Annotated in this window: 15 protein-coding genes; all 15 read left to right on the top strand. The window is 41.8% G+C overall.

Annotated elements, in window-relative coordinates:
• Positions 1 to 138: 138 nt before the first annotated feature.
• The 15 genes from hpf to uvrB all read left to right on the top strand — a co-directional run bounded on the left by hpf (position 139) and on the right by uvrB (position 17,170).
• Positions 139 to 693, top strand: a complete 555-nt coding sequence (gene hpf, locus GSR62_RS06195) for a ribosome hibernation-promoting factor, HPF/YfiA family (protein ID WP_004048318.1) — start codon at positions 139 to 141, stop codon at positions 691 to 693.
• Positions 694 to 850: 157 nt separating this feature from the next.
• On the top strand, positions 851 to 3,211 hold the full coding sequence (secA, locus tag GSR62_RS06190; RefSeq protein WP_010689416.1) for a preprotein translocase subunit SecA: 2,361 nt from the start codon (positions 851 to 853) through the stop codon (positions 3,209 to 3,211).
• A gap of 75 nt (positions 3,212 to 3,286) precedes the next feature.
• A protein-coding gene (prfB, locus tag GSR62_RS06185) for a peptide chain release factor 2 (protein ID WP_179854475.1) occupies positions 3,287 to 4,403 on the top strand; the annotation gives its coding sequence in 2 pieces (ribosomal slippage) (positions 3,287 to 3,358 and positions 3,360 to 4,403; 1,116 coding nt in all).
• 20 nt (positions 4,404 to 4,423) lie between these two features.
• Positions 4,424 to 5,119 carry a cell division ATP-binding protein FtsE gene (ftsE, locus tag GSR62_RS06180; RefSeq protein ID WP_010689414.1) on the top strand — a complete coding sequence of 232 codons (696 nt, stop codon included), beginning with the start codon at positions 4,424 to 4,426 and terminating at the stop codon, positions 5,117 to 5,119.
• Positions 5,100 to 5,987: a permease-like cell division protein FtsX gene (gene ftsX / locus GSR62_RS06175; RefSeq protein WP_010689413.1), complete on the top strand. Its 888-nt coding sequence runs from the start codon at positions 5,100 to 5,102 to the stop codon at positions 5,985 to 5,987. Before ftsE ends, ftsX begins: the two co-directional genes overlap by 20 nt.
• A gap of 195 nt (positions 5,988 to 6,182) precedes the next feature.
• Entirely contained in the window at positions 6,183 to 7,325 is a 1,143-nt protein-coding gene (locus GSR62_RS06170; RefSeq protein ID WP_066024024.1) for a PDZ domain-containing protein, read from the top strand.
• A gap of 45 nt (positions 7,326 to 7,370) precedes the next feature.
• A complete protein-coding gene (locus GSR62_RS06165) occupies positions 7,371 to 8,084 on the top strand; it encodes a response regulator transcription factor (protein WP_066024113.1) in 714 nt (237 codons plus the stop codon).
• Complete coding sequence (locus tag GSR62_RS06160) at positions 8,077 to 9,456, top strand: sensor histidine kinase (protein WP_083213897.1); 1,380 nt, start codon at positions 8,077 to 8,079, stop codon at positions 9,454 to 9,456. The genes GSR62_RS06165 and GSR62_RS06160 overlap by 8 nt, the downstream gene beginning before the upstream one ends.
• 25 nt (positions 9,457 to 9,481) lie before the next feature.
• Entirely contained in the window at positions 9,482 to 9,805 is a 324-nt protein-coding gene (locus GSR62_RS06155; RefSeq protein WP_035447341.1) for a PspC domain-containing protein, read from the top strand.
• A gap of 1 nt (position 9,806) precedes the next feature.
• Complete coding sequence (locus tag GSR62_RS06150) at positions 9,807 to 10,163, top strand: phage holin family protein (protein ID WP_004048289.1); 357 nt, start codon at positions 9,807 to 9,809, stop codon at positions 10,161 to 10,163.
• 217 nt (positions 10,164 to 10,380) lie between these two features.
• Positions 10,381 to 11,325, top strand: a complete 945-nt coding sequence (gene hprK / locus GSR62_RS06145) for an HPr(Ser) kinase/phosphatase (RefSeq protein WP_010689405.1) — start codon at positions 10,381 to 10,383, stop codon at positions 11,323 to 11,325.
• Positions 11,326 to 11,335: 10 nt separating this feature from the next.
• Positions 11,336 to 12,178, top strand: coding sequence for a prolipoprotein diacylglyceryl transferase (lgt, locus tag GSR62_RS06140; RefSeq protein ID WP_010689403.1), 843 nt, complete (start codon positions 11,336 to 11,338; stop codon positions 12,176 to 12,178).
• A 74-nt stretch (positions 12,179 to 12,252) separates the two neighbouring features.
• The gene (trxB, locus tag GSR62_RS06135) at positions 12,253 to 13,179 is read left to right on the top strand and encodes a thioredoxin-disulfide reductase (protein WP_010689401.1); all 927 of its coding nucleotides are present in this window, start codon (positions 12,253 to 12,255) and stop codon (positions 13,177 to 13,179) included.
• 139 nt (positions 13,180 to 13,318) lie between these two features.
• A complete protein-coding gene (locus GSR62_RS06130; protein WP_035447336.1) occupies positions 13,319 to 15,046 on the top strand; it encodes a phospho-sugar mutase in 1,728 nt (575 codons plus the stop codon).
• Between the two features lie 123 nt (positions 15,047 to 15,169).
• On the top strand, positions 15,170 to 17,170 hold the full coding sequence (gene uvrB / locus GSR62_RS06125; RefSeq protein WP_066024023.1) for an excinuclease ABC subunit UvrB: 2,001 nt from the start codon (positions 15,170 to 15,172) through the stop codon (positions 17,168 to 17,170).
• The last annotated feature ends 1 nt before the right edge of the window (position 17,171 follow it).

Here is a 17,171-nt window from a genome sequence, read left to right as displayed (position 1 = left end):
TATAAATGTTGAGTGGTTATTAATTGTTAATTTAACCGCTTTCTATTATAATAAAAATAGAGATAAGGTAAGACTAATAAAGTATATACCTAGTCTTTTAAGCATATAAAATGCTTAGTTGTGAAAGGAGAGGTTATCATGTTAAAGATTAATGTTCGTGGTGAAAATATTGAAGTTACGGGTGCGATCCGTGAATATGTGGAAAAGAAACTTTCCAAACTTGAAAAGTATTTTGAGGATACATCTAATTCTACCGCTCACGTAAATCTTAAAGTGTATTCTGACAAGAACAGCAAGGTAGAAGTTACGATCCCGCTTCCATATTTGGTATTGCGTGCCGAAGAGACCTCACCAGATATGTATGCAAGCATTGATCTGGTAACGGATAAGCTTGAACGCCAAATCAGAAAATATAAGACAAAGCTCAATCGCAAATCACGCGAAAAGGGTTTCAAGCATATGGAATTCGTTCCGACCGAAGATCCAAAACAAGCTGAAAAAGAAGATAAAAAATTCGAAGTTGTCCGTACAAAGAGCGTTTCATTGAAACCAATGGACGTAGAAGAGGCTATCTTGCAAATGGATATGTTAGGTCATGATTTCTTTATCTATGAAGATGCAGAAACTGAAGGCACAAACATTGTCTATCGTCGTAGAGATGGTCGTTACGGCTTGATCGAAGCTAATAACTAAGCTATCCTTGTGATGCTTTAAGCGCCTGATTTAGTTCAGGCGCTTTTTGTAGTCTAATTGTAATTGTTTGAGCACCAATAAAATGCTAAAATAAGAAGAAGTATATTTTTATTTGAAAAAAATAATGTAATCGTTGCAGAAAGGATTTATAAAGTAAATGGCAAATGTCCTAAAAAAATGGGTCGAAAGCGATAAACGCGAATTAAAACGCCTTGGAAAGATCGCTGATCAAGTCGAAGCTTATGCCAATGACATGGAAGCTTTGTCTGATGAAGAATTAAAAGCAAAGACCCCTGAATTTAAACAACGTTATCAAAATGGTGAAACTTTAGATGATCTCTTGCCGGAAGCCTTTGCGGTCGCACGCGAAGGGGCTAAACGTGTGTTGGGGCTATATCCTTACCGGGTCCAGATCATCGGGGGTACAGTGTTACATGAAGGTAATATTGCCGAAATGCGGACTGGTGAAGGTAAAACCTTGACCGCGACAATGCCGGTCTACCTTAATGCCTTATCAGGTGAAGGGGTCCACGTTGTTACCGTTAACGAATATCTTTCAAGTCGTGATGCTACTGAGATGGGTGAATTGTATAACTGGCTCGGTTTAACGGTAGGGTTGAACGTTGCGGATAAGACTCCAGAAGAAAAACGTGAAGCTTATGCTTGTGATATCACATATTCAACTAACAGTGAGCTTGGTTTTGACTACTTGCGTGATAACATGGTGGTCTACCGTGAAGATATGGTCCAACGTCCATTGAACTTTGTTATCGTCGATGAGGTCGATTCGATCTTGATCGATGAAGCGAGAACACCGTTGATCATTTCGGGGCAAGCAACTGCAGCTACGCAGTTATATACTCGGGCTGATCGCTTTGCTAAGACGTTGAAAAAAGACGAAGATTTTAAAGTTGATCTGGAATCAAAGACTGTTTCCTTGACCGAAGAAGGTATCCAAAAAGGTGAAAAATATTTTGGTTTGACTAACTTATTTGATCCTGACAATACAGCTTTGAACCACCACTTAGATAATGCTTTACGTGCTAACTACATCATGCTACGTGATAAAGATTATGTGGTCCAAAATGATGAAGTCATGATCGTTGACCAATTTACTGGACGTATCATGGATGGTCGGCGTTATTCAGATGGTTTGCACCAAGCGATCGAAGCTAAAGAACACGTTAAGATCGAAGAAGAAACTAAGACGATGGCTAACATCACTTACCAAAACTTCTTTAGAATGTACAAAAAGCTCTCAGGGATGACTGGGACAGCTAAAACTGAAAAAGAAGAATTCCGTGAAATTTACAACATGGAAGTCGTAACGATCCCAACGAACCGTCCAATCTTGCGTGAGGACCGTCCGGATCTGTTATATCCAACTTTGGAAAGTAAGTTTAAAGCCGTAGTCGAAGATATCAAGGAACGCCATGCAACGGGGCAACCAGTTTTGGTCGGTACGGTAGCGGTCGAAACATCTGAGTTATTATCTCAAATGTTAGACCAAGCGGGGATCCCACATGCCGTATTGAATGCTAAAAATCACGCTAAAGAAGCTGAGATCGTCGTTAATGCTGGCCAACGTGGCGCCGTAACGATCGCAACAAACATGGCTGGTCGTGGGACTGATATCAAGTTAGGACCTGGTGTGCGTGAGATCGGTGGTTTGGCTGTTATCGGGACCGAACGTCATGAATCACGCCGTATCGATAATCAGTTGCGTGGTCGTTCTGGGCGTCAAGGTGACCCTGGTGTGACACAGTTCTACCTTTCACTTGAAGATGATCTGATGCTGCGTTTTGGTTCTGAACGTATCAAACATTTCTATGAAACGATGAACATCTCGGATGATACTGTGATCCAATCCAAGATGATCACGCGCCAAGTAGAATCAGCGCAAAAACGGGTCGAAGGTAATAACTACGATACACGTAAGCAAGTTTTACAATACGACGACGTGATGCGGTCTCAACGTGAAGTCATCTACTCACAACGCCAACAAGTCATCATGGAAACTGAATCCTTGAAGCCAGTTATCATGCCGATGATCCAGCGGACGGTCGAACATAACGTTCAAATGAATACTGTCGGCGATAAAAAAGACTGGAATTTGGATGGGATCGTTGATTTTGCGATCGGTGCAATGGTCAATGAAGATAGCATCAGTAAAGATGATTTTGCAGGTAAGAGCCAAGAAGAGATCGTTTCTTACTTGATGCAAAAGGCTGAAGAAAACTATGCTGCTAAAGAAGCACAATTGAATGATAAAGCGCAAATGCTAGAATTTGAAAAAGTTGTTATCTTGCGCGTGGTCGATGCCCGTTGGACTGATCATATCGATGAGATGGATCAATTACGTCAATCGATCGGGTTGCGTGGTTATGGTCAGCTAAATCCATTAGTTGAATATCAATCAGACGGTTTCAGAATGTTTGAGCAAATGGTCGGTGACATTGAGTATGATGTGACCCGTCTCTTCTTGAAAGCTGAGATCCGTCAAAATATTAGTCGCTAGTAGTTAGAAGAAGACCAGTTTTGACTGATCTTCTTTTGACTTACATACGAGTAATTTGTAATTGAGGGAATAATTATGGAAATCAATGAATATAAGAAAGAAATCGAAGCGATGAAAGCTAAAATTTCGGACTTTAGGGGGTCTCTTTGACTTAGAAGGTCTGGAAGAACTCATTTCAGAAAATGAAATGAAAATGGCTGAACCGGGGTTTTGGGATGATCAAACTAAAGCTCAGACGGTCATCAACGAAAATAACGAGCTCAAGGCTAAATATGATAATTTTCATCAATTAGCTACGGCGGTCGAAGAACTAGAAGTTTTGTATGAATTGGTCCAAGAAGCACCCGAGGACGAAATGTTGTCTGAATTAGCGGAAAACTATACTGCGACTAAGCAAAAGTTAGAAAGTTATCAGCTGACATTATTGCTAAATGAGCCTTACGACAAAGATGATGCGATCTTGGAGATCCACCCCGGTGCTGGGGGGACCGAATCACAAGATTGGGGTTCAATGTTGTTACGAATGTATACTCGTTGGGCCGAGCAACACAATTTCACGGTCACGACCCAAGACTATCAACCTGGTGATGAAGCTGGGATCAAGTCGGTAACACTGACGATCTCGGGGCATAATGCATATGGCTATTTACGTGGTGAAAAAGGTGTTCATCGTTTAGTCCGGATCTCACCTTTTGATTCGGCTGGTCGTCGGCACACATCATTTGCTTCGGTCAACGTTATGCCTGAGTTGGATGATGATGTGGAAGTTGAGTTGCGTCCAGAAGATATCAAGATGGAAGTCTTCCGAGCTAGTGGTGCTGGGGGACAGCATATCAACAAGACCTCATCAGCTGTGCGCTTGATCCACGAACCAACGGGGATCGTTGTGTCCAGTCAAGCTCAGCGTTCGCAATTCCAAAACCGGGCGACCGCTGAAAAAATGTTACGCTCGAAACTGTATCAGATCGAATTAGAAGAACAAGAGAAAAAACGGGCTGAGATCCAGGGCGAGCAACTAGATATCGGTTGGGGCTCTCAGATCCGTTCCTATGTCTTCCACCCATATTCAATGGTCAAAGATCACCGGACCAATTTTGAAACAGGTAATACGCAAGCAGTAATGGATGGAGATCTAGATGGTTTTATCAATGCTTATCTCCAATGGAAATTACAAAAAACAAATCCAAGCTAAAAAAGAAAGGAAGAAACAGCTTGATAGAATATAAAGATGTTGTCAAAAAATATGACGGCGATACATTGGCAAATGATCACATTTCCTTAAAGATCGAGCAAGGCGACTTTGTTTATGTCGTTGGTCCTAGTGGGGCAGGGAAATCGACCTTTATCAAAATGATGTATCATGAAGAAGTACCTACTTCGGGTCATATCAAGGTAAATGACTATAACTTAGAGAGTATGAGAAATCATGAGGTTCCTTTTTTACGGCGTGAATTAGGGATCGTGTTCCAAGATTTCAAACTATTACCACGCCTGACTGTTTTTGAAAATGTAGCTTATGCGCTTCATGTTATCGAAAAAGAACCTGAAGAAGTTGAAAAACGGGTCGCTCATGTCTTAGATCTTGTTGGTCTAGCTGATAAAAAAGATAGTTTCCCAGATGCATTGTCCGGTGGGGAACAACAACGTGTCGCAATTGCACGTGCGATCGCAAACAAACCAACGATCTTGATCGCCGATGAACCAACGGGTAACCTTGATCCAGACACAGCTCGTGGGATCATGGATATCTTAGAAAAGATCAATCAAGAAGGTACAACGATCGTTATGGCGACCCACAATAGCTTTATTGTAAATGAATATCGGCATCGCGTGATCGAAATTTCGGATGGCAAGATCGTTCGAGATCAAGAAGAGGGGGATTATACTGATGAAAACAGTCACGCTTAAGCGCCATTTGAAGGAAAGTTTAAAGAGCTTAAAACGCAATGGTTGGATGTCAGTTGCCGCTGTTAGTGCGGTAACTGTGACTTTGATCTTAGTCGGAGTTTTACTTTCGATCTTGCTAAATATCAATAAAGTTGCTCATGATGTTGAAAATGATGTGCAAGTTCGGGTCGTTATCGATCGTGATGCAACCAAAGAACAACAAGCACAGTTGAAAGCAAAATTACAAAAGATCGATGGTGTTCAAAAGATCAGTTTTTCAAGTAAGAAAAACGAGTTGAACAACGTGGTCGGAACTTATGGGAAAGAATTTCAATTATTCAAGGGTGACGATAACCCACTTTACGATATTTTTATCGTTGATACGAATTCCCCAGCTGAAACGATCAGTGTAGCTAAAAAAGCTAAAAAGTTACAATATGTGTATGATACACGATACGGTGGAGCTTCAGCCAAGAAGTTATTTAAGGCGGTAGCTGCGATCCAACGTTGGGGCTTGGTGATCAGTTTGCTCTTGCTCTTTGTGGCAGTCTTCTTGATCTCTAACACGATCCGGATCACTATCTTATCACGGAGCAATGAAATTGCGATCATGCGTTTAGTTGGGGCAACTAATAGTTATATTCGCTGGCCATTTATCTTAGAAGGCGCTTGGACGGGCTTTTTAGGGGCTATTTTACCGATCGTCTTGGTCGATATCGCTTATTTATGGTTATACGGTATTATGTCAAGTTCAATGGCAAGTACAGGTTATCAATTGTTGACGCCAGGAACATTCTTATGGCAGATTGATCTCTTGTTAGCTGCGATCGGGATCATTATCGGGGCTTTAGGTTCTGGTCTTTCAATGAGCCGTTTCTTAAAAATTTAGTAATTAATAGTGTAGGCCAATGCGGTCAACACACCGAAGGGTCCACCATGATGTTTGGCATCGTGGTGGACCCTTTGTGTATTGTTAAACTTATGTCACAGTCTTTTTGGTTATGATGGTTTTCAAAGCTATAAGTATGTTTCATCCGCAAAAATTGTTATAATGTAACCAAACACTTAGAAAGGACTGGAGTCTTTGCAACTTTTAAAAAGTGTGGGTCTCTTTTTTATCCAGCCGCTATTTTGGGCGGGGATCTTGATGACCTTGATATCTTATCAATTACGCTTAAAAAATGAACGTCGTAATTTTCGGATCGCGATCGATCGGGATTTTTATGAAGCACGGCATTTTATCAAACATGGCTTGTTATTTTTAGTGCTGGGGTCATTGTTTGCGCTTATCTTTGGACTGAGTTTACCAACGCAGACATTGGTCTTATACCAGATCTTAGCAGTCGTGGCACTTTTGTTCATCAATGTAGGCGATCTTAGTCTAGCAGCACTTTTGGTCACTGGAACGGTGACCTTTGTCTTGAGTGAGACGCCGTTTGGAAGTGATGCTAGTTGGGCAAGCTATATTTTACCTCATGAACTGGGAACTCGCTTTGGCAGTGCTATTTTGCTTTTAACTGCGATCTTAGCTCTTTTCCAAGCTTTTTTAGCCCGTGAAAATAAAGCTGAATGGTTTAGTCCTAAGATCTTTGCCGGTAAACGTGGGCGCCGGATCGCGGGTTATACTTGGCGTGAATTTACGGTCTTTCCACTGATCATGTTTATACCGGGAATGAATTTTGATTCTTGGCAACAGTGGCTTGACCCGAGCCAGTATTTAACGCATTTTATGGTAGTGCCACTATTTGTGGGGGCTTTTTGCAAGATCTATAAGCAACAACCAAAAGAAGCTTTACACTTACGCCAACGCCAAAGTTATCTGATTGCATTTTTAGCTGGTCCTTTAGCATTAGTAGCATATTTTGTACCAGTAGTAGGCTTTTACGGGATCGCTGGGCTGTTATTGATCTTGGTCGCCCAAGCTTTTGGTCGTTTGAAAGCCGACCATGATGCTAAACGTTGGTATGTGGAAACTTCGGAGGGTGTACGGATCGTAGCGGTCAAACCAGAGACACCAGCAGCTAAGATGAAACTTGAAGTTGGTGATATCATCCTTGAATGTAACGGGATAAAAGTAGCTACAGGTGATGAACTTTATGAAGCATTACAAAAAAGTCCGGCTTATTGTCGTTTAAAAGTCAAAAACTTTGAAGGTGAATTGAAATTAGCTGAAAGTGCGATCTATGCTGATTCACCACATGAGATCGGATTGGTATTATTTGAATAAGATGCAAAGGGGGACGACTTTGGTGAAACAAGGTCGTAGATGAACGTGAAAAAAGTATTAGTAGTTGAAGATGACACTGCGATAAAGACCCTGCTCAAGTATAATTTAGAGCAGGCAGGTTACCAAACGACAACTAGCAGTGACGGTCAAGCGGGCTATGAACTAGCTTTGAACAATGAATATGATTTTATTTTGTTAGATGTGATGTTACCTAAATTAGATGGCTTAGAGATAACTAAACGCTTGCGGCAAGAAAAAGTGATGACCCCGATCTTGATCATTACAGCACGCGATCAAGAGCTTGATAAGATCATCGGATTAGAATTAGGAGCGGATGACTATTTGACTAAGCCGTTTTCGCCTCGAGAAGTCATCGCGCGCTTAAAAGCGATCAGTCGGCGGATCACACCTAAAGAAGTAACACCTACACCAAAAGTTGATACGCAAACACTTTTTAAATATCCAGATTTCACAGTGGATCTAGAACGAGTCAAGGTCACGGCAAGTGATCAGACCGTAGCTTTGACCCCAAAAGAGTTTGAACTATTGGCCTATTTTATCAAACGCCCGGGAAGAGTCCTGAGTCGTGAGAAATTATTGAACGGCGTCTGGGGCTATGATTATGTGGGCCAAACGCGCATGATCGATATGCACGTCAGCCATCTGCGTGAAAAATTAGAGCCAGATCCTAAAAAGCCAAAGTATATAGAAACTTTACGTGGCTTTGGCTATCGCTTCAATGGTGGAACTGATGACTGAGATGCGTGAACTATGGCGATATTTATTACTATCGTTAGGCGAAGTTTTAGCAGTCGGCTTGGTTTATGGCGTGATCTTTCATGAACATTTTTTGACTGTGTGGCAAGAAGAAGGAGCAGCTTGGATCTTTTTAGCGGTGATCTTAGTGGCATTAGGCAACTATCTCTTTTTTAAACGCCAAGCAAAACGGCGCTTAGCCAGCCAAGCCTTGTTGCTCAAAAAGCTAAGTGAATTAGTTGAAAATCAGCCAAGTCGCCATGTCCTATTACCAAAAGATGATGAGTATTATCAACTCTCCCGTTTGGTGAATCGCCTGCAATCTAATCAGCGTAACCTTTTACGAAGTTATCAGCAACAAAATCGTGACTATTTAACGCTGTTACAGTCGTTGACCAGTGGCGTGATCGTCTTTGATCAGCGTAAACAAACGGTCTTGTATAATCATGTGTTAGCCAGTATATTAAATACAACAGAGCTCAAGGGTCAGCCGTTTTATCAAGTATTTACGGCAGTCGAGCTGATCGCTGTTACCCAAAAAGTCTACCAGACTAAAGAAGATCAACGGCTCCTGTGGCAAAAAAAGGTTGCTCAGAGCAATGAGTGGTTTGAGGTGCAGGTAGTCTATGTTCCCTTGAGTCGCCACCATTATTCAGTGATGTGTATCTTTAATGATGTGACCGAGATCAAGCAATTAGAAGTCAAGCAGCGTGAATTCATGGCAAATGCGAGTCATGAATTAAAGACGCCGCTAACTGCGATCCAAGGATTCAGTGAGACACTTTTAGCTGGAGCCTTGGATGATAAGAAGACCGCACGTGATTTTGTGCAGATCATCTTTGAACAAAGTCAGCAGTTGACCGAGTTGATCGAGGATATCTCGGCGCTTGCCCATAATAAAAGAACGCAGGAATTAAAATTAGAGCAGATCAAGCTCAAAGCATTTTGCGAGCGGATCTTAGCCAGCTATTTAGCTCAAAGTAAGGTTAAAAATTTAGCGATCGAGTTGCAGATCCCGGATGACTTTGAGATAAGTTGTGATATCAAGTATCTACAACATATAATCAGCAATTTGATCCAAAATGCTATCAGATATAATGTAGTAGATGGTAAGATCAAACTCACAGCTACTAGCTCAGCTAATGAGTGGTGTTTAGTTGTCTATAACACAGGTCAAACTCTTGCTCAAGCTGATAAAGAGCGGATCTATGAGCGCTTCTACCGCGCAGATAAAGCGCGCTCAGCTGAAGGAAGTGGCTTAGGCTTAGCAATCGTTAAAGAGGCAGTCGAGGCTTTATCCGGGCAGATCGTTGTCACGAGTCCGTACAAAAATGGAACCAAATTTACGGTGACTTTACCGTTATTTTTAACATAAGAATGAGAAGAGAGGAAAAATGAGGATGAGAAAGAAACTTTATCGCTCCAATGATTCAGTGATCTGTGGTGTGTGTGCCGGGATCGCCGAGTATTTTAATATTTCACCATGGGTCGTTCGGACCATCTTTTTAGTGGTCGCAGTCGCTTGCAAGTTAGTGCCACTATTAGTTTATGTTCCGATCTTGTTATATTTAGGTTTAGCACTTTATCTACCTAAACATCCCAATGAAAAGTATAATGACGTCTTTACCTTGCTCAGTCGCTTTGGCCAACAAGAAGAAAAGCGCCGTCCAGTGACAGATGCTAAAGAAAGAGATGTTAAGCAAAATAAAAAGGGAGGCAAATAAGATGAATTTTTGGCAACGAACTTTGATCACCGTATTGGTCTTTTTAGCAACAGCGGGCTTTTTCCCAACTTATTTTCACGTTTCAAGCGTGTGGATCGCTTGTCTAGCTGCGATCATTTTAGGTTTGTTGAACATGTTCGTCAAACCGTTATTGGTCATCTTATCTTTACCGATCACAGTGATGACTTTGGGGATCTTTTACCTGTTCATCAATGCCTTTATGTTGGAATTGACCTCGTTTTTGGTCGGAAATTCGTTTGAGTTTTCAAGTTTTTGGTCGGCGATGATGGTGGCGATCATTTTAAGTATCGTAAACTTAGTGATCACCAACTACACCACACAAAATAGTAATTATTAATTGCTGAAAACGCTTTTCACGGTTAGAATTATCTGTAGTTAGATCCTTTTAGAAAGATGAAATGTGGAGTGGATCAAGCAGAGATGGACGACATCTTTAAACTATCAGCATTAGGTCAGGCGATATGCTGATGGTAAATAAATCAAGAAGGGAAAAGCTATATTTCTTTCTATAGCATGATTATCATGCTAGTTCACGTTTATATAGCAGAAGACAAATGGCGAATACTGTTAGTGTAAAAAAATTAGTAGCAGATATCAGTAATTTAGAAGTCTATTCTGGAGAACAATACTTAGAAGAACGCCAGATCACGACCGAAGACATTTCACGTCCTGGGTTGGAATTGACCGGCTACTTTGATTATTATCCAGAAGAGCGGATCCAACTTTTTGGGATGACGGAGATCTCATATGGTAATAAGATGAGTTCAGAAGCGCGCAAAAAGATCATGGATGAACTTTGTGGTCCCAACACGCCATGCTTTGTGGTCTCACGTTATTTAGCCGTTCCAGCTGAAATGAAAGCTGCGGCTGAAGAACATCATATTCCGATCTTACGGACTAAATTGCCAACGACACGTGTTTCAGCTAAGTTGACCGATTATTTGAGTGGTCGTTTAGCCCAACGTAAATCGTTACATGGGGTCTTAGTTGATATTTATGGTCTTGGGGTATTGATCACTGGCGATTCAGGTGTTGGTAAATCTGAAACGGCGCTTGATCTTATCAAACGTGGGCATCGATTGATCGCCGATGACCGCGTTGAGGTTCACCAACAAGATGAACAGACATTGATCGGTGAAGCACCACGGATCTTACGCCATTTGTTAGAGATCAGAGGTGTCGGGATCATCGATGTCATGAATCTCTTTGGGGCAGGTGCTGTCAGAGCGAAGACTGATATCTCTTTGATCATCCATTTGGAAAATTGGGAAAAAGATAAACAATTCGATCGTTTAGGGAACGGTGAGCAACGGGTAACGATCTTTGATGTTGAAATACCTAAGATCTCGATCCCAGTGAAAGTTGGGCGCAACTTAGCGATCATCATTGAAGCCGCTGCAATGAATTATCGGGCAAAGACGATGGGCTATGATGCGACAAAGGCCTTTGAACGTAATTTAAATGAGTTGATCAGTGAAAATTCAGCAGAAGAGAAATAGGTGTTGAGAATTGAATTTTAGTTTAGGTGTCATCGATCCGATCGCTTTTAGTCTAGGGGGACTGCAGGTCCACTGGTATGGAGTGATCATTGGATGTGCGGTTTTATTAGCCTTATACCTTGCAGTTAGTGAAGGTAAGAAAAGACAAGTCCCCGCCGATGATTTTTATGATTATATCTTATGGGCGCTACCGATCGCTTTGATCAGTGCGCGAGCTTATTATGTCATTTTCCAATGGCAGTATTATCAAAATGATCTTAGTGAGATCTATCGGATCTGGGATGGCGGGATCGCGATCTATGGTGGCTTGTTGGGCGCATTGCTCGTTTTAGTGATCTTCTGCCGTAAGAAACAGTTGTCGGCTTGGCTATTTTTAGATATCATTTCGCCAACTGTGATCTTAGCTCAAGGTATCGGTCGGTGGGGCAATTTCATCAATCAAGAAGCCCATGGTGAAGCCGTATCACATGCATTTTTGACGAGCTTGCATTTGCCCGGATTTATCATTGACCAGATGAATATCAACGGGATCTATTACCAACCGACCTTTTTGTATGAGTCGGTGTGGGATATCTTAGGCTTTGTGATCTTGATGTTGTTACGCCATCGTAAGCATCTCTTTAAACGAGGCGAGATCTTTTTGACTTATGTCGCTTGGTATTCCTTTGGCAGATTTTTCATTGAAGGGATGCGAACAGATAGCTTGATGTTAGGTGCTTTGCGCGTTTCGCAATGGTTGTCAGTCATCTTGTTTATTGGGGCGATCATTTTGATCGCATATCGGCGTTATTATCGTCCCAATGAACCTTGGTATTTAGCCGGAAATGTTAAATACGGGCGAGAGCTTAAATAATTGAGCTTAATATTTGAAGTTGTTTCAGCAATTTTAGAAGAGTATCATCAAGTAAATAGGAAGGTGAAGATATTATGGCTAAAAAATATGATGTGATCGTGATCGGTGCAGGTCCTGGGGGCTTGACGGCTGGCTTATATGCTTCACGGGCTAATTTGTCGGTTTTGATCTTAGACCGTGGAATCTATGGTGGTCAAATGAATAATACCGCTGAAGTTGAAAATTATCCCGGATTTAAGTCGATCTTAGGACCAGACTTAGCTGAAAAAATGTATCAAGGCGCGATCCAATTCGGAGCAGAATATGCATACGGTAGCGTTGAAAAAGTTGAAGTCAATGGTGATCTAAAACAAGTCATTACCGATAATGAAACATATGAAGCACCTGTTGTGATCATTGCCACAGGTTCGCAATACCGGAAATTAGGTGTTGAAGGCGAAGCCGAATATGCTGGTCGGGGTGTTTCTTATTGTGCAGTTTGTGATGGTGCTTTCTTTAAAGATCAGCCACTAGCCGTGATCGGTGGCGGTGATTCCGCCGTTGAAGAGGGTGTCTATTTGTCTAAGTTAGCTTCAAATGTCAATATCATCCACCGTAGAGACCAATTACGGGCCCAAAAGATCTTGCAAGAGCGTGCTTTTGCTAACGATAAGATCGACTTTACATGGGATACGGTCGTAACAAAGATCAATGGCGATGGGCAAAAAGTCACGAGTGTATCGACACATAACAAAAAGACCGGTGAAGACGGTGAATTAAAGGTCAATGGTGTCTTTATCTATGTGGGGGTCATTCCTTTGACTGAACCGTTCAAAGCGCTTGGGATCACTGATGAACAGGGCTGGATCAATACCGATGAGTTGATGCGGACTAGTTTACCTGGTGTTTATGCGATCGGCGATGTTCGGGCTAAAGAATTACGCCAGATCACGACCGCTGTTGGCGATGGAAGTATTGCTGGGCAACAGGCGTTCAATTATATAGAAAGCTTGAAGGATTAAACGAATAGCACTAGTGGTAGTTTTACTGCTAGTGCTTTTTGATATCGAATAAATTTTTTGTAAGCGTAAAAGTGCTTGTTATAGCAAGTTTAGACGATTGATAGTATACTAGATTTGAATAGATAAATGAGGTGATTATATGAGTTGGGAAGAGACTTATACTATTTGGAACAAACAACCTGATCTAGCACCTGAAGTTCGGGAAGACCTTGATAAGATCGTAAATGATAAAGAAGCATTGGAAGATGCCTTCTATACACCAATGGAATTTGGGACAGCTGGGATGCGTGGCTTGATCGGTGCTGGGATCAACCGCATGAATATTTATACTGTGCGCCAAGCAACTGAAGGTTTGGCACGCTTTATGGATACCTTGGATGAAGAAACAAAATTACGTGGTGTAGCGATCAGTTATGATTCACGTCACATGTCACAAGAATTTGCTTTTGAAGCAGCACGTGTTTTAGGGGCACACGGGATTCCAAGCTTTGTCTTTGAAAGCTTACGTCCGACCCCAGAACTATCCTTTACCGTTCGGCATCTACATGCTTATGCAGGGATCATGATCACAGCGAGCCATAATCCAAAACAATATAACGGTTATAAGATCTATGGTGAAGATGGGGCGCAAATGCCACCAAAAGAATCAGATATGATCACGAATTATATCCGCGAAGTTGATGATCTTTTTGCCGTTGAAGTTGCTGATAAAGATGCTTTGATCAATGATGGAACATTGAAAGTCATCGGTTCAGAAGTCGATGAAGTTTACTTAGAAAATGCCAAAGAAGTAACGATCGATCGTGAGTTAGTGGCTGAAGAGGGTAAAACGATGAAGTTGGTCTTTACTCCACTTCACGGTACTGGTGGGATGTTAGGTGAAAAAGCCTTACGTCAAGCTGGTTTTGAAGACTTTACGATGGTCCCAGAACAAGCAATGCCAGATCCAGAGTTCTCAACCGTTGAACATCCAAACCCTGAATTTACAGAAGCTTTTGATTTAGCGATCAAATTAGGCAAGAGCCAAAAAGCTGATCTTTTAGTAGCTGTCGATCCTGATGCAGACCGTTTGGGAGCAGCTGTTCGTCAACCAGATGGCGAATACGAATTGTTGACAGGTAACCAGATCGCAGCTTTGATGTTGAACTATATTTTAACGGCTCGTAAAAAAGCAGGTAACTTGCCTGCAAACGGGGCTTTAGTAAAATCAATCGTTTCAAGTGAATTTGCTGCTAAAGTTGCAGCTGATTTTGGGGTCGAAGCGATCAATGTCTTGACTGGGTTCAAGTTCATTGCCGAACAGATCCAACATTTTGAAGAAACCAATGAACACAGCTTCATGTTAGGCTTTGAAGAAAGTTATGGTTATTTGATCCGTCCATTCGTGCGCGATAAAGATGCGATCCAATCTTTGGTACTATTAGCTGAAGTAGCTGCCTTCTACAAGAAACAAGGTAAGAACTTATACGATGGTCTCCAAGAATTATTTGAAAAATACGGCTATTTTGCTGAAAAGACGATCGCTTTGACCTTTGATGGGATCGAAGGTGCACAAGAGATCAAAGATTTGATGGCTAAGTTCCGTCAAGAATTACCAACTGATTTTGCTGGTTATAAAGTGATCGCAGCTGAAGATTATCAAGCTTCTAGTCGCCAAGATGCAGCTGGGAATGTGACAGCGATCAACTTGCCTAAGTCAAATGTTTTGAAGTACTTCCTTGAAGATGGAACTTGGATCGCAGTTCGTCCTTCAGGTACAGAACCAAAGATCAAATTTTACATTGGTACACAAGGTGATTCCGAAGCTGATGCACAAGCTAAATGTGAAAAATTTGAAAAAGCAATCAATGATTTCATCAAGGGCTAAAATTAGCTGTTAGATGCTGAAGACACGGTAAATGGCCGTGTCTTTTTTGATTCTGCTGATGCGAAAATACGTTCGTTGTGGTATAATCCTGTAAGCAATAGTTTTTAATGAGGGGGTAATCATTTGATCGAACGTCAAGCCGATAAAGAGTTCAAATTAGTTTCAAAATATCAACCAACTGGAGATCAACCACAAGCGATCGCTGAGCTTGCAACCGGGATCAAAGCTGGTAAAAAAGAACAGATCTTATTAGGGGCTACTGGGACCGGGAAAACTTTTACGATCTCAAATGTGATCGCTAAAGCCAACAAGCCAACTTTGGTCTTAGCCCATAATAAGACCTTGGCGGGACAGCTCTACGGGGAGTTCAAAGAATTTTTCCCAGACAATGCTGTTGAATATTTTGTATCCTACTACGATTACTATCAACCTGAAGCTTATGTTCCTTCAAGTGATACTTATATCGAAAAGGATTCGAGCATCAATGATGAGATCGATAAATTACGCCACTCTGCGACTAGTTCGTTATTAGAGCGCAATGATGTGATCGTGGTGGCCTCAGTTTCATCGATATTTGGTTTAGGTGATCCAAAAGAATATCGTGATCAAGCTCTTTCATTGCGAGTAGGTCAAGAGATCGAACGAGATAAGTTGTTGAACCAACTGATCGATGTTCAATTTGAACGTAACGATATCGACTTTCAGCGGGGACGCTTTCGTGTTCGCGGCGATGTTGTCGAGATCTTCCCAGCTTCACGTGATGAACAAGCGCTTAGAGTTGAATTTTTTGGGGATGAGATCGACCGGATCCGAGAAGTTGACCCTTTGACTGGAGAGATCTTGGGTGATCGCAATCACGTTGTCATCTTCCCAGCAACTCACTTTTTGACAAGTGGTGAACGCTTAGAAGGATCGATCAAGAGCATCGAATCCGAATTAGCTCAAAGGTTAGAAGTCTTGCGCGCTGATGGCAAGTTGTTAGAAGCTCAACGTTTAGAACAACGAACGACATACGACATTGAGATGTTGCGTGAAATGGGATATTGTTCAGGGATCGAAAATTATTCACGGCATATGGATGGAAGAAAACCGGGTGAAGCACCATATACGTTGTTGGACTTCTTCCCCGATGATTTTTTGATCGTAGTCGATGAATCCCATGTTACGATGCCCCAAGTGCGCGGGATGTACAATGGTGACCGCTCACGTAAACAGATGCTAGTCGATTACGGTTTCCGCCTTCCAAGTGCCTTAGATAACCGCCCATTAAAGTTAGCTGAATTTGAAGAACGAGTAAATCAGATCATTTATATGTCGGCGACCCCAGGTGTTTATGAACAAGAACGTACCGATACGGTCGTGCAACAGATCATTCGACCGACGGGATTATTGGATCCAGAAGTTGAAGTTCGTCCGATCATGGGACAAATGGACGATCTAGTGGCTGAGATCGCCAAAAGAACTGAGCGCGATGAGCGCGTCTTTGTAACGACTTTGACTAAGAAAATGGCAGAAGATCTGACCGATTACTTTAAAGAGATGAGTATTAAAGTCAAGTATCTGCATTCTGATATCAAGACACTTGAACGGACCCAGATCGTGCGCGATCTACGTTTAGGAAAATTTGATGTGCTCGTTGGGATCAATTTATTACGTGAAGGGATCGATGTGCCAGAGGTCTCATTAGTTGCGATCTTAGATGCTGATAAAGAAGGCTTTTTGCGCAATGAACGGTCTTTGATCCAAACGATCGGCCGAGCTGCGCGAAATGAAAATGGGCATGTGATCATGTATGCTGATACAGTAACAGATTCGATGCAAGCAGCGATGGACGAAACAGCTCGACGTCGGACGATCCAAATACAATACAATGAAGAACATGGGATCGTGCCAAAAACAGTCAAAAAGGAGATCCGTGATGTGATCACCATGACGACTAAACCAAAAGAAAGCACTAAAGCTTTAAATGATAAACTCGATTTTGATGAATTGAGCAAACAAGAACAACGCGAAATGATCGCACGTTTAGAGGAGCAAATGCGTACTGCTGCTAAGAACCTTGACTTTGAGGATGCAGCCGCTTTACGTGATACTGTGATGGAATTAAAAGCACAGCTTGATTAAG

The sequence above is a fragment of the Ligilactobacillus animalis genome (genome assembly GCF_009933595.1).
Classification (GTDB): domain Bacteria; phylum Bacillota; class Bacilli; order Lactobacillales; family Lactobacillaceae; genus Ligilactobacillus; species Ligilactobacillus animalis.
The sequence above is the reverse complement of the archived record's forward strand: the minus strand, read 5'-3'. Positions and strand labels throughout refer to the sequence as shown.

Coding starts and splice junctions, on each gene's coding strand:
- hpf (WP_004048318.1), top strand. CDS start 139: ATGTTAAAGATTAATGTTCGTGGTGAAAATATTGAAGTTACGGGTGCG.
- secA (WP_010689416.1), top strand. CDS start 851: ATGGCAAATGTCCTAAAAAAATGGGTCGAAAGCGATAAACGCGAATTA.
- ftsX (WP_010689413.1), top strand. CDS start 5,100: ATGAAAACAGTCACGCTTAAGCGCCATTTGAAGGAAAGTTTAAAGAGC.
- GSR62_RS06160 (WP_083213897.1), top strand. CDS start 8,077: ATGACTGAGATGCGTGAACTATGGCGATATTTATTACTATCGTTAGGC.
- GSR62_RS06155 (WP_035447341.1), top strand. CDS start 9,482: ATGAGAAAGAAACTTTATCGCTCCAATGATTCAGTGATCTGTGGTGTG.
- GSR62_RS06150 (WP_004048289.1), top strand. CDS start 9,807: ATGAATTTTTGGCAACGAACTTTGATCACCGTATTGGTCTTTTTAGCA.
- hprK (WP_010689405.1), top strand. CDS start 10,381: ATGGCGAATACTGTTAGTGTAAAAAAATTAGTAGCAGATATCAGTAAT.
- trxB (WP_010689401.1), top strand. CDS start 12,253: ATGGCTAAAAAATATGATGTGATCGTGATCGGTGCAGGTCCTGGGGGC.
- GSR62_RS06130 (WP_035447336.1), top strand. CDS start 13,319: ATGAGTTGGGAAGAGACTTATACTATTTGGAACAAACAACCTGATCTA.